Source organism: Rhizobium esperanzae (assembly GCF_002204185.1).
Classification (GTDB): domain Bacteria; phylum Pseudomonadota; class Alphaproteobacteria; order Rhizobiales; family Rhizobiaceae; genus Rhizobium; species Rhizobium esperanzae.
The window spans coordinates 90,325-116,471 of record NZ_MXPU01000001.1 but is presented as its reverse complement, the minus strand read 5'-3'; the positions used below and the strand labels follow the sequence as shown (position 1 = coordinate 116,471).

Annotated in this window: 22 protein-coding genes; 4 read left to right on the top strand and 18 right to left on the bottom strand. The window is 62.4% G+C overall.

Annotated features, from left to right (window positions below):
* Positions 1-14: 14 nt before the first annotated feature.
* The 3 genes from otsA to B5E41_RS00525 form a co-directional block, all read right to left on the bottom strand.
* Entirely contained in the window at positions 15-1,421 is a 1,407-nt protein-coding gene (otsA, locus tag B5E41_RS00535; protein ID WP_088390218.1) for an alpha,alpha-trehalose-phosphate synthase (UDP-forming), read from the bottom strand.
* A gap of 446 nt (positions 1,422-1,867) precedes the next feature.
* Positions 1,868-3,493, bottom strand: coding sequence for a glucose-6-phosphate isomerase (gene pgi, locus B5E41_RS00530; RefSeq protein ID WP_088390216.1), 1,626 nt, complete (start codon positions 3,491-3,493; stop codon positions 1,868-1,870).
* A gap of 140 nt (positions 3,494-3,633) precedes the next feature.
* Positions 3,634-5,334, bottom strand: coding sequence for a long-chain fatty acid--CoA ligase (locus tag B5E41_RS00525; protein ID WP_088390214.1), 1,701 nt, complete (start codon positions 5,332-5,334; stop codon positions 3,634-3,636).
* Between the two features lie 260 nt (positions 5,335-5,594).
* Between B5E41_RS00525 and B5E41_RS00520 the strand changes: the two genes are divergently transcribed.
* Entirely contained in the window at positions 5,595-5,987 is a 393-nt protein-coding gene (locus tag B5E41_RS00520; protein WP_037143114.1) for a PRC-barrel domain-containing protein, read from the top strand.
* 71 nt (positions 5,988-6,058) lie between these two features.
* Here B5E41_RS00520 and B5E41_RS00515 read toward each other — a convergent pair whose 3' ends face one another.
* From B5E41_RS00515 to B5E41_RS00485, 7 genes are all read right to left on the bottom strand, one after another.
* A complete protein-coding gene (locus B5E41_RS00515) occupies positions 6,059-8,602 on the bottom strand; it encodes a glycoside hydrolase family 2 protein (RefSeq protein WP_088390212.1) in 2,544 nt (847 codons plus the stop codon).
* 65 nt (positions 8,603-8,667) lie between these two features.
* Positions 8,668-9,063, bottom strand: a complete 396-nt coding sequence (locus B5E41_RS00510; RefSeq protein ID WP_010001571.1) for a VOC family protein — start codon at positions 9,061-9,063, stop codon at positions 8,668-8,670.
* Positions 9,064-9,110: 47 nt separating this feature from the next.
* Positions 9,111-9,860, bottom strand: a complete 750-nt coding sequence (locus B5E41_RS00505) for an ABC transporter permease (protein ID WP_088390210.1) — start codon at positions 9,858-9,860, stop codon at positions 9,111-9,113.
* Positions 9,857-10,801: an ABC transporter ATP-binding protein gene (locus B5E41_RS00500; RefSeq protein ID WP_088390208.1), complete on the bottom strand. Its 945-nt coding sequence runs from the start codon at positions 10,799-10,801 to the stop codon at positions 9,857-9,859. The genes B5E41_RS00505 and B5E41_RS00500 overlap by 4 nt, the downstream gene beginning before the upstream one ends.
* Positions 10,798-11,964, bottom strand: a complete 1,167-nt coding sequence (locus B5E41_RS00495; RefSeq protein WP_088390206.1) for an ABC transporter permease — start codon at positions 11,962-11,964, stop codon at positions 10,798-10,800. Before B5E41_RS00495 ends, B5E41_RS00500 begins: the two co-directional genes overlap by 4 nt.
* 58 nt (positions 11,965-12,022) lie before the next feature.
* Positions 12,023-12,931, bottom strand: coding sequence for a glycine betaine ABC transporter substrate-binding protein OsmF (gene osmF, locus B5E41_RS00490; protein WP_004668856.1), 909 nt, complete (start codon positions 12,929-12,931; stop codon positions 12,023-12,025).
* A 186-nt stretch (positions 12,932-13,117) separates the two neighbouring features.
* A complete protein-coding gene (locus B5E41_RS00485) occupies positions 13,118-13,384 on the bottom strand; it encodes an acetyltransferase (protein WP_245303043.1) in 267 nt (88 codons plus the stop codon).
* On the opposite strand from B5E41_RS00485, the gene B5E41_RS00480 reads away from it, so the two are divergent.
* Positions 13,352-14,581, top strand: coding sequence for a LysR family transcriptional regulator (locus B5E41_RS00480; protein ID WP_088390202.1), 1,230 nt, complete (start codon positions 13,352-13,354; stop codon positions 14,579-14,581). The genes B5E41_RS00485 and B5E41_RS00480 overlap by 33 nt on opposite strands.
* On the top strand, positions 14,578-15,300 hold the full coding sequence (locus tag B5E41_RS00475) for a copper homeostasis protein CutC (RefSeq protein WP_088390200.1): 723 nt from the start codon (positions 14,578-14,580) through the stop codon (positions 15,298-15,300). Before B5E41_RS00480 ends, B5E41_RS00475 begins: the two co-directional genes overlap by 4 nt.
* A gap of 56 nt (positions 15,301-15,356) precedes the next feature.
* Here B5E41_RS00475 and B5E41_RS00470 read toward each other — a convergent pair whose 3' ends face one another.
* From B5E41_RS00470 to B5E41_RS00435, 8 genes are all read right to left on the bottom strand, one after another.
* Positions 15,357-16,286 (bottom strand): hypothetical protein, encoded by a 930-nt coding sequence (locus tag B5E41_RS00470; RefSeq protein ID WP_088390198.1) that lies wholly within the window; start codon positions 16,284-16,286, stop codon positions 15,357-15,359.
* Between the two features lie 643 nt (positions 16,287-16,929).
* A complete protein-coding gene (locus B5E41_RS00465) occupies positions 16,930-17,949 on the bottom strand; it encodes a zinc-binding alcohol dehydrogenase family protein (protein ID WP_088390196.1) in 1,020 nt (339 codons plus the stop codon).
* Positions 17,950-18,010: 61 nt separating this feature from the next.
* On the bottom strand, positions 18,011-18,985 hold the full coding sequence (locus B5E41_RS00460) for an ABC transporter permease (RefSeq protein WP_003570656.1): 975 nt from the start codon (positions 18,983-18,985) through the stop codon (positions 18,011-18,013).
* Between the two features lie 74 nt (positions 18,986-19,059).
* On the bottom strand, positions 19,060-20,613 hold the full coding sequence (locus tag B5E41_RS00455) for a sugar ABC transporter ATP-binding protein (protein ID WP_088390194.1): 1,554 nt from the start codon (positions 20,611-20,613) through the stop codon (positions 19,060-19,062).
* A 104-nt stretch (positions 20,614-20,717) separates the two neighbouring features.
* Positions 20,718-21,707 carry an ABC transporter substrate-binding protein gene (locus B5E41_RS00450; protein ID WP_088390192.1) on the bottom strand — a complete coding sequence of 330 codons (990 nt, stop codon included), beginning with the start codon at positions 21,705-21,707 and terminating at the stop codon, positions 20,718-20,720.
* A 208-nt stretch (positions 21,708-21,915) separates the two neighbouring features.
* A complete protein-coding gene (locus B5E41_RS00445) occupies positions 21,916-22,362 on the bottom strand; it encodes an RbsD/FucU family protein (protein WP_064809505.1) in 447 nt (148 codons plus the stop codon).
* Between the two features lie 10 nt (positions 22,363-22,372).
* Positions 22,373-23,392, bottom strand: coding sequence for an aldo/keto reductase (locus B5E41_RS00440; RefSeq protein WP_088390733.1), 1,020 nt, complete (start codon positions 23,390-23,392; stop codon positions 22,373-22,375).
* A 47-nt stretch (positions 23,393-23,439) separates the two neighbouring features.
* Positions 23,440-24,942 (bottom strand): UxaA family hydrolase, encoded by a 1,503-nt coding sequence (locus B5E41_RS00435; RefSeq protein ID WP_088390190.1) that lies wholly within the window; start codon positions 24,940-24,942, stop codon positions 23,440-23,442.
* Positions 24,943-25,178: 236 nt separating this feature from the next.
* Here B5E41_RS00435 and B5E41_RS00430 point away from each other — a divergent pair, with 236 nt between their 5' ends.
* Complete coding sequence (locus B5E41_RS00430; protein ID WP_064800534.1) at positions 25,179-26,078, top strand: GntR family transcriptional regulator; 900 nt, start codon at positions 25,179-25,181, stop codon at positions 26,076-26,078.
* Positions 26,079-26,147 lie beyond the last annotated feature (69 nt).

The following is a 26,147-nucleotide window of genomic DNA, read 5'->3' as shown; positions in this document are numbered from 1 at the left end:
GCGCGCTGAAGAGACTATCCCTGAGCCCCGCTCCGGTCGGAGCTCGGTGCGGCCACCAGGTCCCGCAGGAAATCTTTGCACCATAGAGAGACGTCGTGCGAGAGCAGATGCTCCATCATCATGCGCCAACGGTCGCGACGCTCCTCGAGCGACATGGCAAGCCCTCGCGCAATCGCATTGGCAGTGCCCTCGACATCGTAAGGGTTGACCAGCAGCGCCCCCTTCAACTCCCGTGCCGCGCCGGCGAAGCGCGATAGCACCAAGACACCCGGGCGGTCCGGATCTTGGGCGGCGACATATTCCTTGGCAACGAGGTTCATGCCGTCGCGCAACGGCGTCACCAGCCCGATCGTCGCCAGGCGATAGAGCCCGGCGAGCACATTGCGGCTGATCGATCGGTTGACGTAGCGGATCGGCACCCAGTCGACGGTTCCGATGGCGCCGTTGACGCGGCCGGCCTGTTCGGCGACCATCTTTTGCATATGCTCGTATTCGGGCACTTCCGATCGCGATTTCGGTGTGACCTGCAGATAGGTGACCTTGTTCTGGTAGGCAGGATTGCTGGTGAGGAAGCGTTCGAAGGCTTCCAGCCGCTGAATGATGCCCTTCGAATAATCGAGGCGGTCGACCCCGATGATCATATCCCGGCCTTCGATGCTGCGCCGGGTCTTCTGCACCATGACATTGTCAGCGGCCCTTTCGGCGAATTCGGCGAAGGCCGCGGTCTCGATGCCGATTGGATAGGCGCCGGCCTTGAAGATCCGCCCATGGGAATCGAACAATCCGTTGCCGAGATCGTCGCCAATGCCCTCCCGTCTGAGATAACCGGCGAAATTCTGGAGATCATAATCGGTCTGGAAGCCGACGAGATCGTAATGCGAGAGGCCGCGCATGATTTCTTCATGGACCGGCATGGTGACGAGAATATCGGCCGGCGGCCAGGGGATGTGCAGAAAGAAGCCGATCCGGTTCTTCAGCCCCATCTGGCGCAGTTCCGCCGCCAGCGGAATGAGGTGGTAATCGTGAACCCAGATGATGTCGTCCGGCTCGATCATCGGCGCCAGCCGGTGTGCGAAGAAGCGATTGACGCGGAAATAGCCAGCCATTTCCTTCCGGCCATATTCGGCGAGATCCAGGCGGTAGTGACAGATCGGCCAGAGAACGCGGTTGGCAAAGCCGCGATAATATTCCTCGACGTCGGTGTCGGTGAGGTCGGTCAGGGCATAGGTGATGTTGCCCTTCTGCTGCAGCGACAGCGCGCCGGGTTCCCTGTCGCCGCTCGATTCTCCCGACCACCCCATCCAGATGCCGCCGCGCTCCTGCAGGGCCGCCTGCAGCGCGACGGCGAGGCCGCCGGCAGCCGCACCGCCATCTTTGCTCGGCACGGGAACGCGATTGGAAACGACGATAAGACGGCTCATGGGGTTCCTTCAGTTGAGATGGGACATGAAAACGCGAGGTGACGAGCGTCCTGGCGAACCTCCTGAATGTGACGGGGGCGATGCTGGGCGGGCACCGACATCAAACGAGCCATCCGGACGAGGGGCCGCCGTATAGGCCGGCGGGAACAATGGAACAGAGCGTCGTCCCGGGCTTGATAGGCCATGTCGTCGGAAGTACCCATTGCACAGAATTTGCTTGAATCTAGGGCAATTCACGCGGAATGGAAGAATTCTTTCTACAGTTTTCCATTAGAAGAACGTTTCATCCGATTGCGAGCGACGAGCCCGTCGCGCGGCAGGCAGGCACCCGGCCGCGTCACTGTCAGTTTTGGCAATGATGATGAGGCAGGTCGCCGGAAGATGGGGCAGGGACCGTTGCCCTGCCTCACGCGATAAGGGGCGGTGGTGCGCCGCCCCTCGATCAGCTATTTCGCGAGCTTCGCCAGCGCCGCAACCAGCCCCTGGGTGGAGGAATCATGGCTCGCCGCGCTCTCTTTACCTTCGACGACGGGCAGTAGGCCCGTCGCCAGTTCCTTGCCGAGCTCGACGCCCCACTGGTCGAAGGAGTTGATGCGGAAGAGCACGCCTTCGACGAAGACGCGGTGTTCGTAGAGCGCGATCAGGCGGCCGAGCGCGTAAGGGGTCAGCTTGTCGTAGACGAAGGTGATCGATGGGCGGTTACCCTGGAAGACGCGATGCGGGGCGATGAAATCGGCCTTCTTGTCGTCCATGCCCTTGTCGGTCAGTTGCTTCTTGGCTTCCGCGAAAGTGCGGCCCTTCATCAGCGCTTCCGACTGGGCGAGAACGTTGGAGATCAAGAGTTGATGCTGATGGCGCAGCTCCGGCTCGAAGGCATTGGCGGCAATCATGAATTCGGCCGGAATGATGCTCGTGCCCTGATGGATGAGCTGGTAGAAGGCGTGCTGGCCGTTGGTGCCGGCCTCGCCCCAGACGACCGGGCCGGAATTGCCCTCGACCGGCGTGCCGTCGATGGTGACGCCCTTGCCGTTCGATTCCATGTCGAGCTGCTGCAGATAGGCCGGGAAGCGCGACAGGCGCTGGTCGTAGGGCAGGATGGCGCGGGTGGGGTAGCCAAGCACATTGCGATGGTAGAAGCCGAGCAGGCCGAGCAGCATCGGCAGGTTTTCGGTAATGGGTGCCTTACGGAAGTGATTGTCGACGGCATGCGCGCCGTCGAGGAACTTGCCAAAATTCTCTGGCCCAATGGCGATCATCAGCGGCAGGCCGATGGCCGACCAGATCGAGTAGCGGCCGCCGACCCAGTCCCAGAAGCCGAAGACGCGGGCGCTGTCGATGCCGAAGGCGGCAACCTTGTCGAGCGCCGTCGAGACGGCGGCGAAGTGATGCTGCACGGCCGCTTCGCCGAGCGCCTTGGCGATGAAATTGCGCGCCGTCTGCGCATTGGTCATCGTCTCGACTGTCGTGAAGGTCTTTGAGGCGACGATGAACAGCGTCGTTTCCGGCTGCACGAGCTTCAGGATGTCGGCAATGTGGGCGCCGTCGATATTGGAGACGAAATGGGCGCGCGGGCCGTCATGGAAGGGGGCAAGCGCCAGCGTCGCCATGACGGGGCCAAGATCCGAGCCGCCAATACCGATATTGATGACATCGGTGATCGCTTTGCCGGTGGCGCCCTTCAGTGCGCCGGAGCGGATCTCGTCGGCAAACTTGCCCATAGCGGCAAGCACGGCGTTGACGTCAGGCATGACGTCCTTGCCGTCGACGAGGACAGGCGTGTTGGAGCGGTTGCGCAGCGCCGTGTGCAGGACAGCGCGGTCCTCGGTGAAATTGATCGCCTTGCCGGAGAACATCTCCTCGCGCTTCTTTTCGACGCCGCCCTCTTCGGCAAGCTTGACCAGCAGCTTGAGGATCTCGTCGTTCACCGCCGTCTTGGAATAGTCCATCAGCAGGTCGTCAAGCGAGACCGAGAAGCGCGAAAAGCGCTGCGGATCGGCGGCGAAGGCGGCACGGAGGTCGGTCGCCTTGGTGGCGGCGGCAGTGCTTTTCAGCTGTTCGACGATGGCGTTCATGGGGAGGCTCCTTTGGAGGCGGAAAGGGTTGCGGAAACTATTCGCTTTATCGCGCCCAAATCAAGTTCAGCCGCCGCGCCTATATGAAAAAAGCCACCCGCGGCAGGCGGATGGCATTAAATTTCAGGAGCTTGTCAAATTCAGCCGCGCAGATCCTTGCGCAGGATCTTGCCGACCGGCGATTTCGGCAGCTCGGTGCGGAATTCGATGAAGCGCGGGCGCTTGTAGTTGGTGAGATTGGCAATGCAATGGGCCCTCACCTCCGCTTCCGTCAGGTTCGGATCCTTCCTGACTACGAAGAGCTTGACCGCCTCGCCGGAATGGCCGTCCGGCACGCCGATCGCCGCCGCCTCGAGGATGCCGGCGTGCATGGCGGCGACTTCCTCGATCTCGTTCGGATAGACGTTAAAGCCGGAGACGAGGATCATGTCCTTCTTGCGGTCGACGATCTTGGTATAGCCGCGCTCGTCCATGAAGCCCATGTCGCCCGAGCGGAAATAGCCGTCGGCGGTCATCACCCGCGCCGTTTCCTCCGGCTTCTGCCAATAGCCGGCCATCACCTGCGGCCCGCGGATGCAGATCTCGCCGATTTCTCCGAGCGGCAGCGAACGGCCTTCCTCGTCGCGGATGTCGAGTTCGGTGGAAGGGATGGGCAGGCCGATCGAGCCGGTAAACTCGATCGAATCGAAGCGGTTGGCGGTGGCGACTGGCGAGGTCTCCGAAAGCCCGTAGCCTTCCGTAATAGCCGTGCCTGTCATCTGCAGCCAGCGTTCGGCGACCGGGCGCTGGACGGCCATGCCGCCGCCAAGCGACATGATGAGCGAGGAGAAATCGAGCTTGGCGAATTCGGCGTTGTTCAGCAGCGCGTTGAACAGCGTGTTCAGGCCGGGGAAGATATGAATATTCGACTTTCCGAACTCCTTGACGAGGCCGGGAATGTCGCGCGGGTTGGCGATCAGGATATTGTGGGCGCCGAGCGACATGCCCATCAGCGAATTCACCGTCAGCGCGAAGATGTGATAGAGCGGCAGGGCGCAGAGGAAGTTCAGAACCTCGGGCTGTTTCTTGCGCTGGAAAGCCGATCGCAGCCAGAGCGACAGCTGCAGCTTGTTGGCGAGCAGGTTCTGATGCGTCAGCACCGCGCCCTTGGCAACGCCTGTTGTGCCGCCGGTATATTGCAGGAAGGCGATGTCGCCGCCGGCAAGCGTGACCGGCTGGAGACGTGTCTTTGCGCCTTCGCGCAGCACCTCACCGAAGCTCTTATGCTGCGGGATCGACCAGGAGGGAACGAGCTTCTTCACCTTGCGCACGACGAAATTGACCATCAGCCCCTTCGGTCCCAGCATTTCGCCCAGCGAGGTGACGACGACATGGCGCAGATCGGTCTTGTTGAGGACCTGCTCGACGGTTCGGGCGAAATTCTCCAGCACGAAGATCGCCTTGGCGCCGGAATCACGCAGCTGGTGTTCGAGTTCGCGCGGCGTATAGAGCGGATTGACGTTGACGACCACGAGGCCGGCCCGAAGGATCGCATAGGTGGCGACGGGGTTCTGCAGGACATTCGGCATCATGACCGCGACGCGGTCGCCTTTCTCGAGGCCGATGCTCTGCAGCCATGCGGCGACCTTGCGCGTCTGGCTCTCCAGCTCGCGATAGCTCATCGCCTTGCCCATGCTCGAAAAAACCGTCCGGTCGGCATAACGGGCGCAGGATTTTTCCAGAAGTTCTGCAAGCGAGGCATATTCCAGCGGCGGCAGTTCGGCCGGAACCACATCGGGATAGGTGGCAAGCCACGGCTTGCCGGCTTTTGCTCCGGTCGGATGGACGGAAATGCTGCTCATCGTGTCTCTCTCTCCCTTGCGACCGCCGCGCCGGTCGAGCCGTGGTCGACTGGCTCTCATTGACCGGAAGCATCCTCCATCTTCCGGTCCGGCAGCTTATGCCATTGCCTGAACGGTTCAAGCCGAATGAAGCTATACTAACCTTGACGTAAACGTCAATAATCACCCGGGGCGCGGCCGTGGAAAGGGCAGGGAACTTTGAGTCCGCCATGGCGTTGACCTTCCATACCAACCATGAGGAAACACCAAAGGAGGTTCAAATGTTGAATCAGGACACCGACGCCAGCCGCCGTGACCCGAACGCCAAGGAAACGCATTCGCTGATCGCCAGCGACCGCGTCGAAGGCACCCGCGTCTATGGCGCCGATGGCCGGCATATCGGCTCGATCGAACGCCTGATCATCGGCAAGCGCGATGGCCGCGTTGCCTATGCGGTGCTGAGCTTCGGCGGCTTCCTTGGCATCGGTCACGATCACTATCCGCTGCCCTGGGAAAAGCTGAATTACGACACCCAGCTGGACGGCTATCGCATCGACCTGACCAAGGAGCAGATCGAAGGCGCACCCAGCTATTCGGACGATGATGACACCTGGTACAACGACAATGGCCGCCGGGTGTACGATTATTACGGCGTGCCGCCCTACTGGATGTAATCTCGTCCGATGGACCGAGCTGGAAGGGCCCCGTTGGAGGCGGGGCCTTTTTGGTGTGTGGCAGACGTACCTTACAAAGGTTGCAAGGAACCTGGGAGGTCGCGGCATCTCCTCTTCTCCCCTCGGGGAGAAGAGGGAGTCGAGAGGCTGCGGCCGCCTTTATCGCCCCCCGCCACAAGATCATTGGCGGACCGCAGCACCGTCCCGATCGTGATGTCCGCAGCGGCGATCACCTTTGCCGTCCTCACCGCAAACACATGGCTCTCCCCCGGCAGCAGCGTCACCAGCATCGTATCCACCACAGCATCCGGATCCAACCGATCCGCCATCAGGCAGAGGTCCTTGACGAAATTCTCAGCCGTCACCTTCACGGCATATCCACCCCCGAACGCCGCAACATCGACCGCCAGCCGCGGCACTGACAAGGCGAGCTCGATATCCTCGACGAAGTAATGCAACGCCCGTCGGTCGAGCATCTCAACGACGATGACCTCTTCCGTCGGTAAGTCTGGTCTAACGATATGCTTCGGCAGCGGAAATTCCTTGGCCTCGAAGCGGTCGCAGAGCAGCCGCCAGAATTCGAATTCGGCGAGCACTGTTCCGTCGAGCTTCAAACGCCTGCCGCTAATCTTCGCCCGCCAGAACAGCGTCCTCTCATTGACCGCCACCGCCGACAGTCCGCCATCGCGCGGTTGGATCGTCAGCAGGCGCGGATCATAGGCCGCCTTCAGCGCATACCAGAGCGGCTTGCGGCGGCCGGCCGAATCGAGCGCGGCCCAGGAGGTCACAGGCCAGCAGTCGTTGAACTGCCAGACCACCGCACCCTTGCAGATGTCCCGATGCGAGCGCATGTGCTCGATGCCGAAGCGGATGGCGCGCGCCTGGTTGAGCTGGGTGGCGAAGTGCCAGTCCTCCATCGTCTTTGGCTCCGGCAGATGGCCGGCCAACCCGCGGATCAGCTTCTCATTGCCCTGCGTCGCCTTCTGGTGGTGGAAGACGCCGTTCGATTGCGGCGTCAGCGGCTGGTCATGCACGCTTTCTTCGATCGTCGCCCAGGCGGGCGGCGCCTGCCAGCCGAATTCGGAGCAGAAGCGCGGGATATAATCGCGGTAGACCTCGTAGCCGACATCGTTCCACACGTCCCATATGTGTTTGCAGCCATGCGCGTCGGCATTGGGCTCGATCTCCATCGATCCGGAATAGGGGCTGCCGGGATAATAGGGCCGGTCGGGATCGAGTTCGGCGCAGAGCCGCGGCAGCAGGTCGAGGTAATAGCCGAGCCCCCAGCTTTCATCGGCCTTGATGATCGGCCGCCAGCCCCATTCGTCGAAGCCCCAGATATTCTCATTATTGCCATTCCAGAGGATCAGGCTGGCATGCGGCATCAGCCGCACGACATTGTCGCGCACCTCCGCCTCGACCTCGCTTCGAAGCGGCTCCTCCTCCGGATAGGCCGCGCAGGCAAAGAGGAAATCCTGCCAGACCAGCATGCCCATGCGGTCGCAGGCTTCGTAGAATTCGTCCGTCTCGAAGATGCCGCCGCCCCAGACGCGCAGCATGTGGATGTTGGCGGCCTTCGCCTCCTCAATCCGGGCGGCGTAACGGTCGGCCGTCACCCGCGAAGGGAAACAATCGTCGGGGATCCAGTTGGCACCGGCGATGAACAGCGGCACGTCGTTGATGACGAAGGTGAAGGCCGAGCCGTGCGCGTCGGCCGAAGTATCGAGCCTGAGCGAGCGGAAGCCGAGCTCGCGCTCGATGCGGTCGAGCTGATCGCCGCTGGCCTCGTCGATCAGCATGAGCGTCAGCGGATAGAGCGGCTGCGCGCCGAGATGGTGCGGCCACCAGAGCTGGGGCGAGGGCAGGCTAATTTCGAAAGCGACCGTGTCTTCACCAGGCGCAATCGCCGCAGTCGTCGTCACACCGCCGATCGCGGCGGTCAGCCGGCACGGCCGGGCATTGCCGTGGCGCGCCAGCCTTGCATGCACCGTCACCAGCCCCTCGCCGCCGGCAAGGCTTGCAGACACCCGCGTCTCGGCGAGCCGCGCCCGATTCCAGCTCTCCAGCCTGACCGTTTTCCAGAGGCCCGCCGTCACCAATGTCGGCCCCCAGTCCCAGCCGAAATTGCAGGCCATCTTGCGCATCAGATTGCCCGGGCCTGGATAGTTGTTGGGCCGGTAGCCGTATTGCTTCTCCATCTCTGCGCCGTAGGCGTAGGCGGAGCGGAAGGTGACGGAGAGTTCGTTGGCGCCGGCCTTCAGCAGCTCGGAAACATCGAAGCGGTAGGTGCGGTGCATGTTGAATGTGCGGCCGATCTCTTCGCCGTTGAGGCTGATGACCGCGATCGTATCGAGCCCGTCGAAGACGAGTTCCTGCACGTTGCCCTCGTCAGGCGTCGCCTCGAAGCGGCAGCGATAGGTCCAGTCCGCCCTGCCGACCCAGTCGTTGGTGATCTCGTTGACGTCGATATAGGGATCGGGGATCAGCCGGCCGGCGAGAAGGTCGGTATGGACGCATCCCGGCACCGTCGCCGCTATCGCATCCGGCAGGTGGGGTCTTCCTGTATCGTTGCAGGTGAGTGTCCAGCCGGAATTGAGCGCGGTCTTCTCGATCATGGCGGGCTCCTGGTTATGCCGCTCGAAGCTGTGGGAGTATGATTGGGTCGGAAGATCGCGCGCGGTCAGAGAAACCGGCCATGGCGCTGCAGCACCTCGATCTTGTAGCCGTCGGGATCGCTGACGAAGAAGAACAGGCCGAAGAGCTTGCCGTCGCGGTTGAGCTCCACCAGCTCGCCCGGTTTGAGCCCCAGTTTCACCATGCGCTCGCGCTCGATGGCGACTTCTTCGACCGAGACGGCGAGATGGCCATAGCCTTTGCCGAGATCATAGGGGTCGGCGCGGCCCTTGTTGACGGTCAGCTCCAGCTCGAAGCCGGTCTCGGAATTGCTCAGATAGATCAGCGTGAAGGTGTCGAAATCGACGCGGTCGGCGACCGTAAGACCGAAGGCCTTGCCGTAGAAGTCGACCGAGCGCGCCTCGTCGAGAACGCGGATCATCGAGTGGATCATCTTGGCCAATTCTGCCTCCCGTTGCTTCGATCACGCCAGCCTTGGTAGCGGTCCTCTTAAGCCGCGCGCAAGCCGATTCTTCGCGTGATCGCGCTTTCGATCAGACCCATCGCGTCATAGATCAGCACCGCCATCAGGCCGACGATCAGTCCGCCCTGCAGGATGAAGGCGGTATTGTCCGATATCAGGCCGGCGATGATCACCTCGCCGAGGCCCTTGGCCGCCACGGTCGAGCCGATCGTCGCCGTGCCGATATTGATCACGGTCGCGACCTTCAGCCCTTCGAGGATCAGCGGCAGGGCAAGCGGCAGCTCGACGCGCGTGAGCCGTTGCGTGCCGCTCATCCCCATGCCGTCGGCGGCGTCGAGCACCTGCGGCGACACCTGCTTCAGACCGGCGACGGTGTTTTCGAAGATCGGCAGCAGACCGTAGAGAAACAACGCAATCAGCGTCGGCATGGCGCCGAAGCCGGTGGCGGGCACGGCAAGCGCCAGCACGGCGACCGGGGGAAAGGTCTGCCCGGCATTGGCAATCGCCCGTGACAGCGGCAGAAAGTCGGCGCCGCTTTTCCGCGTCACGAAGATGCCACCGATAACGGCGAGCACGGCGCTGCAGGCGATCGAGCCGACGACGAGCTGCAGATGCCCGAGCGCGAGCGAGGCAAGGCTGTTCTGCGTATAGACGGCGGGCGCATTGTTGCTCGTCAGCGGCACAAGCAGGAAGGAAAGCCACTCGGTCCTGAACAGCAGGACCAGCAGCAGGGCGAGCGCCGCCAGGCGGAAGAGATTGGCGATGACGAGTTTCATGCCTTGCGGCCCAGTTCGAGCAGCCGCGCCATCGAGATCGAACCGACCTGCGCCTTGTCGCTATCCTGCACGGCGGCTTCATCAACCCCCTGCCAGATCATTTCGGCGAGCGCATCGCGCAGGCTGAGTGATTGCGGCAGGGCATAGGCAAGCCCGCTTTTGGCCGGCTCCATGCTTTCCTTCAGCGAAAGCAGCGACATCAGCTTCAGCGCCCGGTCGGAGGTGCCGGTCAGTTGCTGTACGAAGGGATCGGCGGGCTCGGTGAGGATCTTTTCCGGCGTCGAGCATTGCAGTAATCTGCCCTGGCTCATCACCGCGATCTGGTTGCCGAGATGGAAGGCCTCGTCCATGTCGTGGGTGACGAGGATGATGGTGGTGCCGAACTGCTTCTGGATCGCCAGCAGGTCGTCCTGCGCCTTGCCGCGGATGACGGGATCGAGGGCGCCGAAGGGTTCGTCCATCAGCAGCAGTTCCGGCTCGGCCGCCAGCGCCCGGGCGACGCCAACGCGCTGCTGCTGGCCGCCGGACAGCTGATGCGGATATTTGTCGGCAAAAGTTGCCGGATCGAGGTTGAACAGTCCGAGCAGCTCTTCGACGCGGGCGGCGATGCGTGTCGAATCCCATTCGAGCAGCTGCGGCACGGTGGCGATATTCTGCGCCACGGTGCGATGCGGAAACAGCCCGTGCCCCTGGATTGCATAACCGATCCGGCGGCGAAGCTCGGTCACCTCGACATCCATCACATTCTGGCCGCCGACGAAGATCTCGCCTTCGGTGATCGGCGCCAGCCGGTTGATCATCCGCATCAGCGTCGATTTGCCGGAGCCCGACGTGCCGACGACGACGGTGATCGAGCCCTTTTCGACCTGCATCGAGACATTGTCGACGACGGTGGCAGCACCATAGCGCTTGGTGACGTTGCGGATTTCGATCATGGTCATGCGGCAGGCCCCCGGATGCTGTCGATGACCGCATCGAGGATGACGGCCGATGAGAAGGCGAAGAAGACGGTCGGCACGGCGCCGAGCAGGACGAGGTCCATCGCCGTCTGGCCGAGCCCCTGGAAGATGAAGATGCCGAAGCCGCCGCCGCCGATCAGCGCGGCGATCGTCACCATGCCGATCGCCTGCACCAGCACGATGCGGATCCCGGTGAGGATGACGGGAAAGGCGAGCGGCATGTCGATACCAACAAGGATCTGCCGGCGCGTCAGCCCCATGCCGGCCGCAGCGTCACGCACCGAAGGGTCGACGCCCTGTAGGCCGACGACGGTGTTGGCAACGATCGGCAGCAGCGAATAGAGCACCAGCGCAATCAGCGCCGGCGCCGTGCCGATGCCGCGAATGCCGATCGCGGCCGCCAGCGGCACATGGGTGGCGAGATAGCCGAGCGGCAGCATTAGCAAGCCGAAGAGGGCCAGGCTCGGGATCGTCTGGATGAGGCTCAGGCCCTGCAGCACGACGGCCCGCAGCCGCGGCACCCAGAAGCAAAGGATGCCGAGCGGCAGCCCGAGAATAATGGCGATGGCGAGCGAGCCGAGCGCCAGCAGCAGATGCGAAATCGCTTCCGTCTCGAATTGCGGCGCCCGCGTCGCAAACTCCTTCATGATCGACAGGCTGTCGAGCAGGCCGGAGGCGAGCGAGATGAACAGCAGCGCCGTATAGGCGGCGAGCGCAGCCACCCGCATCCACGGCGCCAGCCTTATCTTCACCAGCGCATCGGAGATGATGAGCCCGATCACCGCAAACAGCACCCAGAAACCGCCGCCCGGCGTCATGCGCGCCACGGTGCTGCCGGGCGGCGTCGCCGCGCTCGAGACCAGGCCGATCGCAACGACCAGCGCCGCAAGGCAGAGCGTGGCGATGACAAGCCGCGCCACTGCGCTGCGCAGAAACAGCGTCGCCAGGGCGGTGAGAATAAGCAGGGCGGTCAGGATGACGACGGAAGCCTGGGGAAGGAGCTGGGTGAGCAGCATCGGCTTGCCGGCGGCGATACGGTTTGCCTTGACATAGATGAAGGGCATCAGTGCGGTGGCCGCAATTCCGCCGGCCACCAGAACCACGCCGAGCCGGTCCAGCCTGCGCACCGCTGAGGTTTCGTCCATCGATCCAACCTTATGGGGAAAGGACGCTCCGCCCGCTGCCGGGCGGAGCGGGCGATGATTACTTCAGGAAGCCTTTTTCCTTGAGATAGGCCTCGGCGACGGATTTTGCCGGCTCGCCGTCGACCTGGATCTTGGCGTTGAGCTTGCGCAGCTCGTCGGCGCTGAGGCTCTTGAAGATCGGCGAGAGGATCTCCTCGATCTTAGGATTGGCCTTCAGCACCGCTTCGCGGATGATCGGGGTCGGCGCATAGACCTGCTGCACGCCCTTGTCGTCTTCGAGAACGGTCAGTTCGGCCGCTTCGATCGCGCCGTCGGTGCCGTAGACCATGGCGGTGTTGACGCCGTTCGTCTGGTCGGCCGCCGCCTTGATCGTCGCCGCCGTGTCGCCGCCGGAGAGAACGACCATCTGGTCGGGTTTCAGCTGGAAGCCGTAGGTCGTCTGGAAGGCGGGAAGCGCGCCGGCCGAATTGACGAATTCGGATGAGGCCGCAAGCTTGGCGGTGCCGCCGCCGGCAACCCACTTGCCGAAATCGGACATGGTCTTCAGCTTGTTCGGGCTGGCGACGTCGTTGCGCACGGCGAGCGCCCAGGTGTTATTAGCAGGCGACGGCGTCAGCCAGACGATCTTGTTGGCGTCGTAATCGAGCTTCTTCGCCAGCTCATATCCCTGGTCGTTGTTCTTCCAGGCAGCATCGTCGGCCTTGTTGAAGAAGAAGCCGGCATTGCCGGTATATTCGGGATAAATATCGATTTCGCCTGCGGTGATCGCCTTGCGCACCACGGGTGTGGCGCCGAGCGCGATGCGGTCCTGCGTCTTGATGCCGTTTGCTTCAAGCGCCAGTGCGATGACGTTGCCGAGCAGCGTGCCTTCCGTGTCTATTTTCGACGAGACGACGACGTCTGCGGCCTGAACCGCACCCGCCGCGAAAGCGGAGAGCGAGACGGCAAGTGCGAGTTTCTTCAGCATGGAATATCCCCTGTTTTAACACCGTTGACGTGGCGCAGCCCCCCGGCGGGAGGCGTCTGCGCAGGAAATCCGCCGGCGAAGGCGACAAGGCCGCCATCATGCCGGAATTGCGTGCGTCATGGAAATAGCGTGCACGCTCGAAAAATCGATGCAGGCCCCCTCCAGTATTTGCGTTCGCGCCGGTGATTATGGCGGCGAACGCGGCCCGGCGCGCGGAAAGGCATTCCCTTTTCCGGGTCCGGCGCGATTTGTTTTTGTTCCCTTGCGTGTTTCCGCGATGGTTCCGGTGCTCTTGCGCGAATAACCGCCGCCCGGATTTTTATGGAGGCGACGATAGCCCGGCTCTGTCGAGGCAGGGATATCTTTTTTCGCGAACACATCATATCGTCCGGTTTTTAAAGCGCTTTCCGGAGCCAGCCTTTGCATCTCGGCGCCCTGTTCATCATCCGTCACGTCCTGACCTCGGCTTCGGTCCGCGAGACCGCGCGCCGGTTCCAACTGTCGCCTTCCACCGTGTCTGCGGCCATCCGCAATGCCGAGACCGAACTGGCGATGAAGCTGACGGAACGCGCCTCCGGCGAGCTGGTGACGCTGATCGCAAGCGGCGGCGTGCTCGAAGGCCTGGAGCCGATCACGGTCGCGATCGGCGAACTCTGCCAATTCGCCGGCCAGGTCGGCGCCGGCGGCATCGATGAGGCCTGGGCCGCCCGCATTCCCGTCAAGATCGGCGCGATCGAGCGGTTCCTCGAGGTCGCCGACCAGGGCAGCATCAACCGCGCCGCCCGCCGCCTGCATCTCGGTCAGCCGCAGCTTTCGCTGCAGCTTGCCAATCTCGAAAAATTTCTCGGCCGCCGCCTGTTCGAGCGGCAGGCGCAAGGCTCGGTGCTGACGGAGGAGGGCAGGCGCGCCTACCAGATCTTCATGGCGATCAGCCAGGCGTGGAACGATCTGAAATCGGCCGCCGACGAGCGCTATCGCCGCACCGCCCGGTCGCTGCGCATCGGCACGATCATTCCGACCGGATCGGAAAGCTGGGTGGCGCGCTGCCTCGGCTTGCTGGTCTCCGAATGGAATGCGCGCCGCAGCAACAATGCGATCTCGCTGGTCTCGATGACCGCCGACGATCTGCGCGAGGCGCTGAAGAGCGGCCGCATCGATGTGGCGATCCTGGATTCGGTCTTCGGCCTGGATGACTTCCGCCACCGCGAACTGCTGCAGACCGACATGGTGGTGATCGCCCCGCCGCAAAGCACGGAGACGACGGTCGCCGATCTGGTCGCCGGTCATGCGATCTGCATGCCGAGTCCGCGCACCGGCCTCGGCCATGCGGCCATGGCCTTCAGCGCCGAGCGTGCACCCGACCGGCGCTTGCGCAGCCGCGATATCACCGCGGCGGATTCACTGCCGGTGATCGTCGACCTCGTCGCCAATCACGGTTACGTCTCCTTCCTCGGCCGTGTCAGCGCCATGCCGATCGCCGACAAGGTGCGCATCGTCCATCTCGACGAGGCCCTGCCGATGTCCTATCACGTCGCCTTCAACCATCGCAAAGCCGCCGCCGATGCCTCTGCCGTCATCATCGCGGCGGCGGCAAGAATAACGTCGGAGACCGTCGCGAAAACCGACGCAGTCAGGGAGAGCGCCGCATGACGATCCTGCTGGAAGTCTGTGTCGACAGCGCCGAGGGCCTTGCCGCCGCGATCGAGGGTGGCGCCGGTCGTATCGAGCTCTGCTCGGCGCTGGAGCTCGGCGGCCTGACGCCGCTGCCGAGCCTGATGCGGATCGCCGCCCGGGCGCCCATTCCTGTTTACGCGATGATCCGCCCGCATGCTGGCCCCTTCATCTTCGGCAGCACCGACGAGGAAGCGATGCTGCTCGATATCGACGCCGTGCGCGCCGCCGGCCTCGCCGGCGTCGTCATCGGCGCCAACCGGCCGGACGGCAGGCTCGACATGCCGCTGATCCACCGCCTGAAAGCGCATGCTTCTGGCCTCGGCTCGACGCTGCACCGGGCTTTCGATCTGGTGCCGGATGCCGACCAGGCGCTGGAGCAGGCGGTCGAGCTCGGCGTTGATCGCATCCTGACCTCGGGCTGCGCGCTGAAGGCCGTCGACGGCATCGAAACGTTGAAATACCTGTCGGCAAAGGCGGCCGGCCGCATTTCAATCATGCCCGGCAGCGGTGTGCGCCCTGCCAATGCCGCCGAAATCCTGCGGGCAATCGGCGCGCATGAGATCCACGGTTCCTGCAGCTCACCCGTTGCTGGCGCCGATCCGCGCGCCATCTCCTTCGGCTTCGATGTGCCGACCTCGAACCGTACCGATGTCGAGGTCGTCAAGCAGATGCGCGCGGCGATCGAGACTGTCTAAGGCATGTTTCGAGTTCGCTGGCGGCTTCGCGAAATTTGTCAATCTATGTCTAAGAATCAGTCTTCTTCGAGGACCAGTTTCTGGGCCTCCAGCAACCGAATAAGCTTTCCAATCTCCTTGGGCCCCATGTCACCCTTCACCAGAAGTCGCACATTCGTGTCACCACCCAATCGGCTCCTTATCCACTCGACTTCGCCCTGTGCAGGACTCAACGATTCTTCCTCCTGAGGTAAAGGAAAAGTAGGGGGCGTCTTTTGAGCTGACGCTTTGGATTCAACGATAACTTCACTCATGGGAATACCTGTCTGGCTTCCTTCTACCGCAACCCATTCCCTATCATCGGATATGAAACGGACGCGTAGAGGCTTCGGAAACTGAAGCGCGCCCTGCGATTCCCATTGGATAAGATCGCCTATGACCGCCCCACCGAATGTCGTTTCATCCGAGACGACCTTCGATGTAGAAGATTCTATGCCTTCCGTCACGTTGGGACCATGACTTTCGTTTGCTTTCAGTTCCTCAACGAACCGCATTGTCTCCAAGAACGCATTCGCGGCAGGGCGAACTGCATTGGGGTTGAACCCCTGTCTATTGAGATAGGTCACCACGCCGCTTTCTGGGGGAACGGGGATACCGGAAAAGCGGTCTCGCAACTCGCTAAAGAGCGGTGGTTCGGACGCCGCCTCAAGTAGATGCAGGCGTCGTTCGTCCTCATTTGCGGGATGCAAGATGGCGACAGCGCGAGGTGTAACACGCGCCTCTCCTTTGCCGGCACGGTCAAACAATCCATATGCCGCCAGTGCGGCGAGAGCTTTCGCCGCTGGGCCACTGAGGGAACTGTATCCTATCAACTTGGCTGCAGTTTCTCGGTCAACCGGGGTTGATCGATAAACCAATTCGATTTTTCCAACCGCATGCAAAGCGTCTCGCAGAGACATGCTTGGATAACTGGGGCTCCGAATTGCCTTGGCTGCCGTGTCGCTCATTGGATCTCCGACTCGTTATGTCAGTGTCGAAAGAGTACTGGAGAAATCTGGATTACTCAAGGGTACTGGAGCATTGACGCGGGAGTAATTGCACGCGATATTCGAGTCGCGGGAATCGTCAGGGTGATTCCCGCCAACAAATTTTGAGGTCGAAGCAGTGAAAGCAAGATCGTAATAGCCCCTCGCGCTCTGGGCATTGGCGTCAGAGGGGAGACTAACAAAAAGCCGCCCAACCTGTTTGCACCAGGAAAGGCGGCTCAGATGACCAAGTAATCGAAAGAGGCGGTAGACGCCCAGCGATCATTTGACCACTCCATCTCAAAGATTCGCATGTCTGCCTTGTTCTTTCAAGGCCCATCGTCTTGCGAAAGGAGAACGATATGGTTTGGGTTAATCCTTACAACCGTATCCGCTTCGGCAAGCTCGAATTCGTCTGCGGACATTTTCGTAGCCGTTAATCGGGTCCAGGCGGCTTAGGTCGCTCGACTCTGTCGTCAACAATTTGCCGGGAGACAACTAGTCTTCCGGCTTTTTCTTTGGATACGCCACTTCCATAGCGGCAAATTTGTTTGACCCGGTTTGCGGTAGCGGCGCGATTTAGATTGCAGATCCGCAATATGTGAGACGCTTCCCTCTACACACTTTAACCGCCAACCCGGATCACCGCCTTAATCAGCCCGCTCTTCTCATGCGCCCAGCGGGCGAGGTCGCGCGGTGCGTCGGCGAGCGTCGTGCGATGGGTGATCAGTTTATCCACCGGCACAAGGCCCTTGGCGATCGAATCCGCCACATGTTCGAAATCGACGCGGGTGGCGTTGCGGCTGCCGATCAGCATCATCTCTCGCTTGTGGAATTCGGGATCGGAGAAGCGGATATCGTCCTTGACGACGCTGACCAGCACCAGCGCGCCGCCGTGGGCGACGAAGGAGAAGGCCTTTTCCATCGACGGGCCGTAGCCGGTCGCATCGAACACCACGTCGAAACCGTCGTTATTGGTCTTTTCCTTGACGGCCTCGGCCGTCGCCTCGTTGGCGACGATGCCGGAGCTAAAGCCGAAGCGCTCCGATGCCATCTGCAGCCGTTCGGCACTGGTATCGAGCAGCGTCACCTCGTGACCGGCAATGCGCGAGAAGATCGCCGCGCCGAGGCCGATTGGGCCGGCGCCGATGACGAGTGCGCGCTGGCCGGCGCCGGCCAGCGAGCGGCGCACCGCATGCGCGCCGATCGCCAGAAATTCCGTCGTCGCCGCCGCCTCCAGGCTGAGGCCCTCGGCGGGATAGAGATTGCCTGCCGGAACAGAAATCTCCTCGCAGAAGGCGCCGTCGGTGTGGACTCCGAGCACCTTGATGTTGGTGCAGCAATTCGGCTTGCCCTTGATGCAGGCGACACATTGGCCGCAGGAGAGATAGGGGTTGACGATAACAGGTGTGCCGGCTGCAAGCGTCACGCCCTCACCGGCTTCGATGACGGTCGCCGAGATCTCGTGCCCCATCACCCGGGGATATTCGAGGAAAGGGTGTTTGCCCTCGAAGATGTGATAATCCGTGCCGCAGATGCCGACATGGCTGACGGCCAGCCGCACCCAGCCGGGCGCCGGTGTGGCGGGAGATGGCCGCTCGACGATCTCGAGCACGCCGGGCTCGCGGCAAACTACTGCTTTCATGACGGGTCTCGCATTGCTTGAATGGTTGAAGCCGGCCTGTTCGACCGGCTTCCCTATGCTCTCAATTGCTCTTGCGGCGCCGCAACTGGTCGAAGAACACGATCACGATGATCAGCAGTCCGGTGATGATGCGCTGCCAGAAGGAATTGACGTTCAGAAGGTTGGCGCCGTTGTTGATGGTGGCGAGAATGAAGGCGCCGATCAACGGGCCGTGCACGGAGCCGACCGCCCCGAACAGGCTGGTGCCGCCGATAACGGAGGAGGCGATCGCCTGCAGTTCCCAGCCGTCGGCCTGTGTCGCATTGCCGATGGCGATGCGCGAGGCGAGCAGCACGCCGACGAAGGCGGCGAAGCCGGCCGAGAGGATATAGGCGAGATAGATCATGCCCTTGACGTTGACGCCGGAAAGGCGCGCCGCTTCGGCATTCGAGCCGACCGCGAAGAGATAGCGGCCCCAGCGGCTCAAATGCAGGAAGACGAAGGAAGGCACCGCCACCAGGATGACCATCCAGAACAGGCTCGGAATGCTGAGGAAATCGGCCCGCGCGAAATTGCTGAAACTCTCGTCGGTGATGCTGATCGTCGAGCCGTTGGTGATCAGCAGGCCGATGCCGCGCAGCGACGTCAGCGTTGCCAGCGTGATGATGAACGGCGGCAGGCCCATATGCACGATGCCGAAGCCGTGGAAGGCGCCGATCGCCACACCGATGGCGAGCGTCAGCACGATAGCGCCCCAGAGCGGCACGCCGGCCTGCAGGAGCCAGGCGATGATGACGGTGCAGAAGCCGACGATGGCGCCGACCGACAGATCGATGCCGGCGGTGATAATGACGAAGGTCTGGCCGAGCGCCAGAATCGCCGTCATCGCCCCCTGACGCAGCAGGTTCGAGATGTTGAGCGGCGTCCAGAAGCTCGGGGTGACCAGCCCAAGCACGACCCAGAGGAAGATCAAGAGCCCGATCAGCGTCAGGCCGAACAGGATGTTCATTTTCCGGCGCGGCGGCGGCGCGACGATTTCGGTGGGGGTGGCAGTCATGAATTTTCTCCCTCTTAGAGCCTTTCCGTTTTTTCCGAACCGCGGAAATGCTCTATCTCTTTGTTGTCTCGTGCTCAGACGCCGATCGCTTCGCTGAGCACTTCTTCATGCGTCGCCGCGCGATAATCATGGCTGGCGACGATCCTGCCGCCGCGGAAGACGTGCAGCCGGTCGGCCAATTCGTAGACCTCGGGCAGATAGGAGGAGATCAGGATGATGCCAGCGCCCTCCTTCAGAAGCTTGGCGAACAGCCGGTAGATCTCAGCCTTGGTGCCGACGTCGACGCCGACTGTGGGTTCGTCGAAGATGAACAGCCTGGCGCCGTGGCTCAGCCACTTGCCGATGACGATCTTCTGCTGGTTACCGCCCGACATGCTGGAGGCCGGAACGCGCCGGCTCGGCGTCTTGATGCTGAGATTGCGGATCTGATTGTCGGCATTCGCAGATTCCCGCGCATGGTTGATGACCGGCCCGTGGCTGAGGCGCCCGAAGACCGGCAGGTTGATATTGAGGCCGATCGACTGATTGAGGCAGAGACCCTGGTCGCGCCGGCTTTCCGGCGCCAGAGCAATGCCGAGCTCCATCGCGGTGCGTTCGTTCCGGATGTCGACGCGCTTGCCCATCCAGTGGACTTCCCCGGCGCTTGTCGGCTGGCGCCCATAAAGGCCGAGCGCAAATTCGCTACGTCCGGCACCGATCAGGCCATAGAGGCCGACGATCTGTCCTGATTTGACGCTGAGCGACACGTCCTCGAAGCCCGGACCCGAAAGCCCTTTAACCTCGACGATCGTCTCGCCGAAGGCGATCTCTTCCTTGTGGTAGATCTGCTCGATCGAGCGGTTGATCATCAATGCGATCAGCTCGGCATCGTTCGTCTCGCCGATCAGCCGGGTGCCGACATGCGTGCCGTCGCGCAGCACCGAGACACGGTCGGCCAGTTCGAAGACCTCCTCCATGCGATGGCTGATATAGACGATCGTGACGCCTTCGCCCTGCAGGCGGCGGATCAGCTTGAACAGTTGCGCCGATTCCTGGCGGGTGAGATAGGCGGTGGGTTCGTCGAAGATCAGGAACTGCGTGCCGCGCATCGCCGCGCGCGCCGTTGCCACCAGCTGCTGCTGGCCGATCGTCAGCGAACTTAGTAGCGCGCCGGCCGGCAGGCCGAAGCCGAGATCGTCGAGCACGGCCTGGCCCATCTTCTCCATCTGCTTCTTGCGCATCAGGCCGTAGCGGTTGACCTCGTCGCCGAGGAAGAGATTGGCGGCGACCGTCAGGTGTGGGCAGAGCACCACTTCCTGGTGGACGGCGTTGATGCCGCGGGCGATCGCCTCGTTCGGCGTCGACAGCCCCACCGGGTGACCGCACCACAACACCTCGCCGGCCGTGCGGGTGATGACGCCGGTGAGCAATTTGATCAGGGTGGATTTGCCGGCGCCGTTTTCGCCGACGATGGCGTGGATCTCTCCCGCCAGGAAGGTCAGCGTCGCCGGTTTCAGCGCCTGCACATGACCGTAATTCTTCTGCAGGCCTTTGAGTTCGAGGATAGGCGATCCGGTGGGAATGCGATTGGCTTCTTTCAGCGTGGCGCTGTCATCGTGGCGATGACTGACCTCTTCCAGTCCGATCATGGACCTCTCCTCCTCTTGTCGTCTCTCGCTCCATCCCGGGTGAATCATACCATGGATGGAAAAGGCCGCGCCGGTTTTTGAGCCGGCGCGGCCGTCTTGTTCTATTACTTGATCTTCGGGTTCAGGAGCGCGTCGATCTTCGGATCCTTCATGTTCGCCTTGGTCACGAGGTTGGCGCCGGTGTCGACATTTTCCGGAACCTTCTCGCCCTTCGAGACGGCAAGCGCGGTCTTGATGCCGTCATAACCCATGCGATAGGGGTCCTGAACGACGAGACCGGCAATGGCGCCGTCCTTGAGGAAGCCGACCGTCTTGTCGTCGCTGTCGAAGCCGATGACCTTGATCTTGTCGCCGAGCTTGTTTTCGGCGATCGCCTGGCCGACGCCCTGCGCCAAGATCAGGTTCGAGGCAAAGACGCCGACGAGTTTCGGGTTGGCGGTGATCAGGTCGGTCATCATGTTGAGGCCGGTCGTCGCCTGGCCGTCGCCATACTTGTCGGCAATGACCTTCAGGCCGGGATGCTTGGTCTTGATCTGATCCAGGAAGCCTTCGCGGCGCTGTTCCAGCGAGCCGACGCCGGGAAGATTGGTCAGGATGACGATGTCGCCTTCTTCCTTGCCGGTCATCTCCTTGATCGCGGCGGCAAGACCGTCGGCAGCGATGCGGCCACCCTGGACGTTGTCGGTCGTCAGGAACGACTTGAACGCCTTGGAGTCGGCGCCCGAGTCGATGCCGATGATCGGAACCGACTTGGCGGCTTCGTCGATCGGCTTGCCGAGCGCCTTGAATTCGGTCGGCGAAATGACGATGGCGGCCGGCTTGCCGGCAACGGCATTTTCCAGGATCGAGATCTGGCCGTTGATGTCGGATTCTGCCTGGGCGCCAAGCTCCGGCACGTTGACGCCGAGATCCTTACCGGCCTTGCGGGCGCCGGCCAGAACGATCTGCCAGTAGAAGGACGTCGTGTCCTTGACGATGATCGGGATCGTCACATCGGCAGCGAAGGACGTGACCGGCATCGCCGTGGCGATGACGGCGGCGCCTGCCAGCGCGGTGAAGGCGCGGCGGGACAGAATGGATTTCACGATGCTCATAAGGGTTCTCCTCTCAGGATGCGTTCTCCTCCAATAAACCGGACCGCTGAACGCTGGCGGAGGGTTTTTATCGATAAAAAACATTTGCAGGGAGAAGCTAGCCGAGGCGCAATCAAATTGCAAGGGCGTCGATTGCGCTTTTTTGCTCCGGAAAACTCCTCCCAAGCATCTGATTTCATTTCAATACCACGATAGCCTAAAATAGCTATCAGGTGAAATCGACCTCATGCGGATGCACGACGCCCTTTTTCAAAATCAGGTTGCCGTACAGCCGGAATTCGGTGGTCGCGACGATGTAGGCGGCCTTGCGCGCCATCGCATAGAAGGCGAAGCGCTCGACCGGGACAATCGAAAAATCGCCGGCGCGTTTCGAAACGATCTGCTGGAACTCGGCGCAGACTTCGGGCACGGCCTGCGGGTCGCCGACCACCTCCATCCGCCATGCCGTTTCCGGCACGAAGGTGTCGAGCGGCATATGTGTCAGGATCGCTTCGGCCATCGCGGTGGCGCTGACGCCGTCGGCGCGGATGACCGGCGGGCCCATCGAGCCCGCGGGGAAATTGGCGTCTGCGATAACGATGTCGTCGCCATGCCCCATCGTCTTCAGGGCATGGAGCAGGTCGGGACCGAGCAGCGGATGAATACCCCTCAGCATAGTTGTCTCCTCAGACTCGGACCGCTTCGGCGCCGAGCGGCGGCGCGGTGAGCGTATAGGGCTCGAATTCGGCAAAGATGCCCTCGGCAAGCGGCGGCTCGACGATTTCCATGTTGCGCGTCAGGCTCGAGGGCTTGGCGGTGCCGATCAGCACCGAGGCGACGATCGGGTCGCGCAGCGGAAACTGCATGGCGGCGGCCGCGAGCGGCACGCCGTGACGCTTGGCGATCGCCTCCATGGCACCGACCTTGGCAAGCACGTCCGCATCGGCCGGCATATAGTCGAAATGCGAGCCCGGCACCGGACCGGTGGCGAGAATGCCGGAGTTGAAGACGCCGCCGACCACGAGCGACGTGCCCTTCTGCCGGCAGAGGGGCAGCAGTTCGTCGACCGCCGAACGGTCGAGCAGCGTATAGCGGCCCGCAAGCAGGATGCAGTCGAGATCGGCATGGCGCATGACGTCGAGGCAGACGGGCACTTCGTTGACGCCGAGGCCGAAGGCTGAGATCGCGCCGGAGGATTTCAGCTCTTCCAACGCCTTCACGCCGGAATCGAGCAGCTGCTTCTGATAGACCGCGTTCTTCGCCGCGCCATGCGTATAGACGCCGATATCGTGCACGTAGAGAATATCGATGCGGTTGAGGCCGAGACGGGCATAGCTGAACTCGACCGAGCGCATGATGCCGTCATAGGAATAGTCGTAATCGGCATCGAAGGAGAGCGGATTGACATAGCTGTAATCCGGCACCGTCCCCGTCGGCACCGGCCGAAGCAGCCGGCCGACCTTGGTGGACAGCACGTAAGCGCCGTCCGGCTGGTCGCGCAGGAAATCGCCGACGCGCCGTTCGGCAAGGCCGAGGCCGTACCAGGGAGCGACGTCGAAATAGCGGATGCCGCTGTCCCAGGCGGCCTGCAGCGTTTCCATCGCCTGCTCGCGCGGGCATGCGCGGTAGAGGCCGCCGAGGGGAGCCGCGCCGTAGCTGATCTCGGTCACCTCAAGCCCGGTCTTGCCGATCCGTCTCGTCTTCATCATGCCCCCTCGGGAATTACATAAAAACAAAAGCTTAGCATCGCAATCTAGAGCGTTGCGCCGAGATGCCAAGGCACGAATTCGTTATCGCCGTAACCGAAGATCTCGCTCTTGGTCTTCTTGCCGGAGGCGGTGTCGACGATCAGCTCGAAGATCTCGCGGCCCTTGCCGCTGATCGTCGCATCACCCGTCGCGATCGTGCCGCAATCGATGTCCATGTCCTCTTCCATCGAGGCATAGAGGGCCGAATTGCTCGACAGCTTCAAGGACGGCGCCGGCCGGCAGCCGAAGCAGCTGCCGCGCCCTGTCGTAAAGGCGATCATGTTCGCCCCGCCGGCCACCTGGCCGGTCGCCGAGACCGGGTCATAGCCGGGGGTATCCATGAAGACCAGGCCGGGGGCCGTCACCCTCTCGGCATAACCGTAAACCGCCGTCAGCGGCGAGCGGCCACCCTTGGCAACCGCGCCGAGCGACTTTTCCAGGATGGTGGTGAGACCGCCGCGCTTGTTGCCGGGCGACGGGTTGTTGTCGAGCGAGGCGCCGTGCAGGGCGACATAGTTTTCCCACCAGGCGATTTTCTCGTCGAGCTTTCTCGCCACCTCGTCGCTGACGGCGCGGCTGCGCAGCAGATGCTCGGCACCATAGATTTCCGAGGTCTCCGACAGGATCGCCGTGCCGCCGGCCGCCGCCAGCAGATCGGCGGCGACGCCGAGCGCCGGATTGGCGGTGATGCCGGAAAAGCCGTCCGAACCGCCGCATTGCAGTCCGATGATGATCTCGCCGATCGAGATCGGCACCCGCTTCTCCTTGCCGACATCGGCGGCGATCTCGCGCAGCACGCCCATGGCGCGTTCGACCGCACGGCGCGAACCGCCGGCGTCCTGGATGTTAAAATGCCGTTTCGAGGCGCCCGCACCACTCTGGCCGTAAAGCGTCAGCTGGTTGACCTCGCAGCCGAGGCCGATCATCAGCACGCCGCCGAAATTCACATGTCTGGCATAGCCGGCAAGCGTGCGGTGCAGCACATTCATGCCGTCGCCGGTCGAGCTCATGCCGCAGCCCTGGTCATGCACGATCGGCACGAAACCATCGATGCCGTCATAATGCGGCAGGATCGTCCGGTTCGCCTCGTCGGCGATCGCCCGGCAGACGGTGGTGGAACAGTTCACGCTGGCGATGATGCCGATATAGTTGCGCGTCGCCGCCCGCCCGTCGGCGCGGCGATAGCCCATGAAGGTGCGCGCCTTGTCTTCGGCCGTCGCCGTCTCCGGCGCCGAATTGGCGGTGGCGGCCAGCCGGTCGTTTTCAAAATGCAGATTATGGCTGTGCACATGGTCGCCGGCCTTGACGTCGGCGGTGGTGCGGCCGATCGCCTGGCCGTATTTCACCACGGCGGAACCGAGGGGAATATCGGCGATCGCCACCTTGTGGCCCGGCTCGATCTTCTGGCGGGCTGCAATGCCGGCAACCGTCGAGCCCTCGGCGATGGCGGCCGTTGCGACCGCGACATTGTCGCCGGCCGACAGGATGATCCAAGGCTGTTTGTCCAATCTCTTCTCCCTGAAGGAAACGCTCGCTGCATCGGCGAATGCGATTGATTTTGTTTTTTATCTACAATAAACATTTTCAAGTCAACGGGAATATTGATCCTGTGGACGAGGGAGGCAATGCGCCGCAGACGATCGGAAATACGCTAATGGTTTTTTCAACAAGCTCCGGTCGGGCGCCGTTTCGCTGTTGAAGCGGAAGGGAAATCCCGGCACGCGGGCGGAAAGCGGGGGATCTGATGGCAAGGCAGAATACGGTCTTCAAGGAAGCCTACAACAGGTATGCCGCGGCCCTGCGCACGGATACGGCGCTGCCGTCGGAACCGGAGATCGCCGCCCAGCTCGGCGTCAGCCGTTCCACCGCGCGCGCCATCCTCACCCGCCTCAGCGACGAAGGCATCATCCGCTGGAACAAACGTCAGAAGATCGTGCTGCGCGAGCCCACCGACCGCGACCTCTTTCCCTCCGAAGAGACGGATTCGCTGCATGACATTATCGAGCGCAGCTTCATGCGGCGCATCCTTGCCGACGACGCCGCGCCCGGCATGCAGATCAACGAACTGGAGCTTGCCCGCGAGATCGGCACCGGCACAACGAGCGTGCGCGAATTTCTGATCCGCTTCTCCCGCTTCGGACTGATTGAAAAGCGGCCGAACAGCCATTGGACGCTGAAGGGTTTTACGCGCGAATTCGCGCTCGAGCTTGCCGATGTCCGCGAAATGTTCGAGCTGCATTCGGCTGCCGAGTTCGGCCGGCTTCCCAAAGACAATCAAGCGTGGATCGATCTTGCCGCCATGCGCGAGGAGCATCTTTCCATGCTTGCCGACATCAACCAGCGCTTCAAGGACTTCTCCGTCCTCGACGAGCGCTTCCACCTGCTGATCCACCGCGCTTCGAAGAACCGCTTCATCGCCGATTTCTACGACGCGATCGCCATCATCTTCCACTATCACTACCAGTGGAACAAGACCGCCGCCCGCGAGCGCAACGAGCGCGCCATCCACGAACATCTGGATTATATCGCCGCACTGGAATCCGGGGACCAGGCAGCGATCGGCAAAGCCTGCCGCGTCCACCTGCGCTCCGCTCGCCAGACCCTGCTGCAGTCTCTGCCGCAGACTATGAGCGACAACGCCTGAGCCGCCTATGCCGGCAGACGTCATCTTCATGCGCGCGCCACGTCGGCGCCAGTGCCATGAAACCTTCTG

Bases quoted from the DNA above. Each gene is read 5' to 3' on its own strand.
- B5E41_RS00455 (WP_088390194.1), bottom strand. From the start codon at position 20,613: ATGATCGGACTGGAAGAGGTCAGTCATCGCCACGATGACAGCGCCACG.
- B5E41_RS00495 (WP_088390206.1), bottom strand. From the start codon at position 11,964: ATGGACGAAACCTCAGCGGTGCGCAGGCTGGACCGGCTCGGCGTGGTT.
- B5E41_RS00520 (WP_037143114.1), top strand. From the start codon at position 5,595: ATGTTGAATCAGGACACCGACGCCAGCCGCCGTGACCCGAACGCCAAG.
- B5E41_RS00440 (WP_088390733.1), bottom strand. From the start codon at position 23,392: ATGAAGACGAGACGGATCGGCAAGACCGGGCTTGAGGTGACCGAGATC.
- pgi (WP_088390216.1), bottom strand. From the start codon at position 3,493: ATGAACGCCATCGTCGAACAGCTGAAAAGCACTGCCGCCGCCACCAAG.
- B5E41_RS00505 (WP_088390210.1), bottom strand. From the start codon at position 9,860: ATGAAACTCGTCATCGCCAATCTCTTCCGCCTGGCGGCGCTCGCCCTG.
- B5E41_RS00475 (WP_088390200.1), top strand. From the start codon at position 14,578: ATGACGATCCTGCTGGAAGTCTGTGTCGACAGCGCCGAGGGCCTTGCC.
- osmF (WP_004668856.1), bottom strand. From the start codon at position 12,931: ATGCTGAAGAAACTCGCACTTGCCGTCTCGCTCTCCGCTTTCGCGGCG.
- B5E41_RS00470 (WP_088390198.1), bottom strand. From the start codon at position 16,286: ATGAGCGACACGGCAGCCAAGGCAATTCGGAGCCCCAGTTATCCAAGC.
- B5E41_RS00450 (WP_088390192.1), bottom strand. From the start codon at position 21,707: ATGAGCATCGTGAAATCCATTCTGTCCCGCCGCGCCTTCACCGCGCTG.
- B5E41_RS00445 (WP_064809505.1), bottom strand. From the start codon at position 22,362: ATGCTGAGGGGTATTCATCCGCTGCTCGGTCCCGACCTGCTCCATGCC.
- B5E41_RS00430 (WP_064800534.1), top strand. From the start codon at position 25,179: ATGGCAAGGCAGAATACGGTCTTCAAGGAAGCCTACAACAGGTATGCC.
- B5E41_RS00525 (WP_088390214.1), bottom strand. From the start codon at position 5,334: ATGAGCAGCATTTCCGTCCATCCGACCGGAGCAAAAGCCGGCAAGCCG.
- otsA (WP_088390218.1), bottom strand. From the start codon at position 1,421: ATGAGCCGTCTTATCGTCGTTTCCAATCGCGTTCCCGTGCCGAGCAAA.
- B5E41_RS00460 (WP_003570656.1), bottom strand. From the start codon at position 18,985: ATGACTGCCACCCCCACCGAAATCGTCGCGCCGCCGCCGCGCCGGAAA.
- B5E41_RS00515 (WP_088390212.1), bottom strand. From the start codon at position 8,602: ATGATCGAGAAGACCGCGCTCAATTCCGGCTGGACACTCACCTGCAAC.
- B5E41_RS00500 (WP_088390208.1), bottom strand. From the start codon at position 10,801: ATGACCATGATCGAAATCCGCAACGTCACCAAGCGCTATGGTGCTGCC.
- B5E41_RS00465 (WP_088390196.1), bottom strand. From the start codon at position 17,949: ATGAAAGCAGTAGTTTGCCGCGAGCCCGGCGTGCTCGAGATCGTCGAG.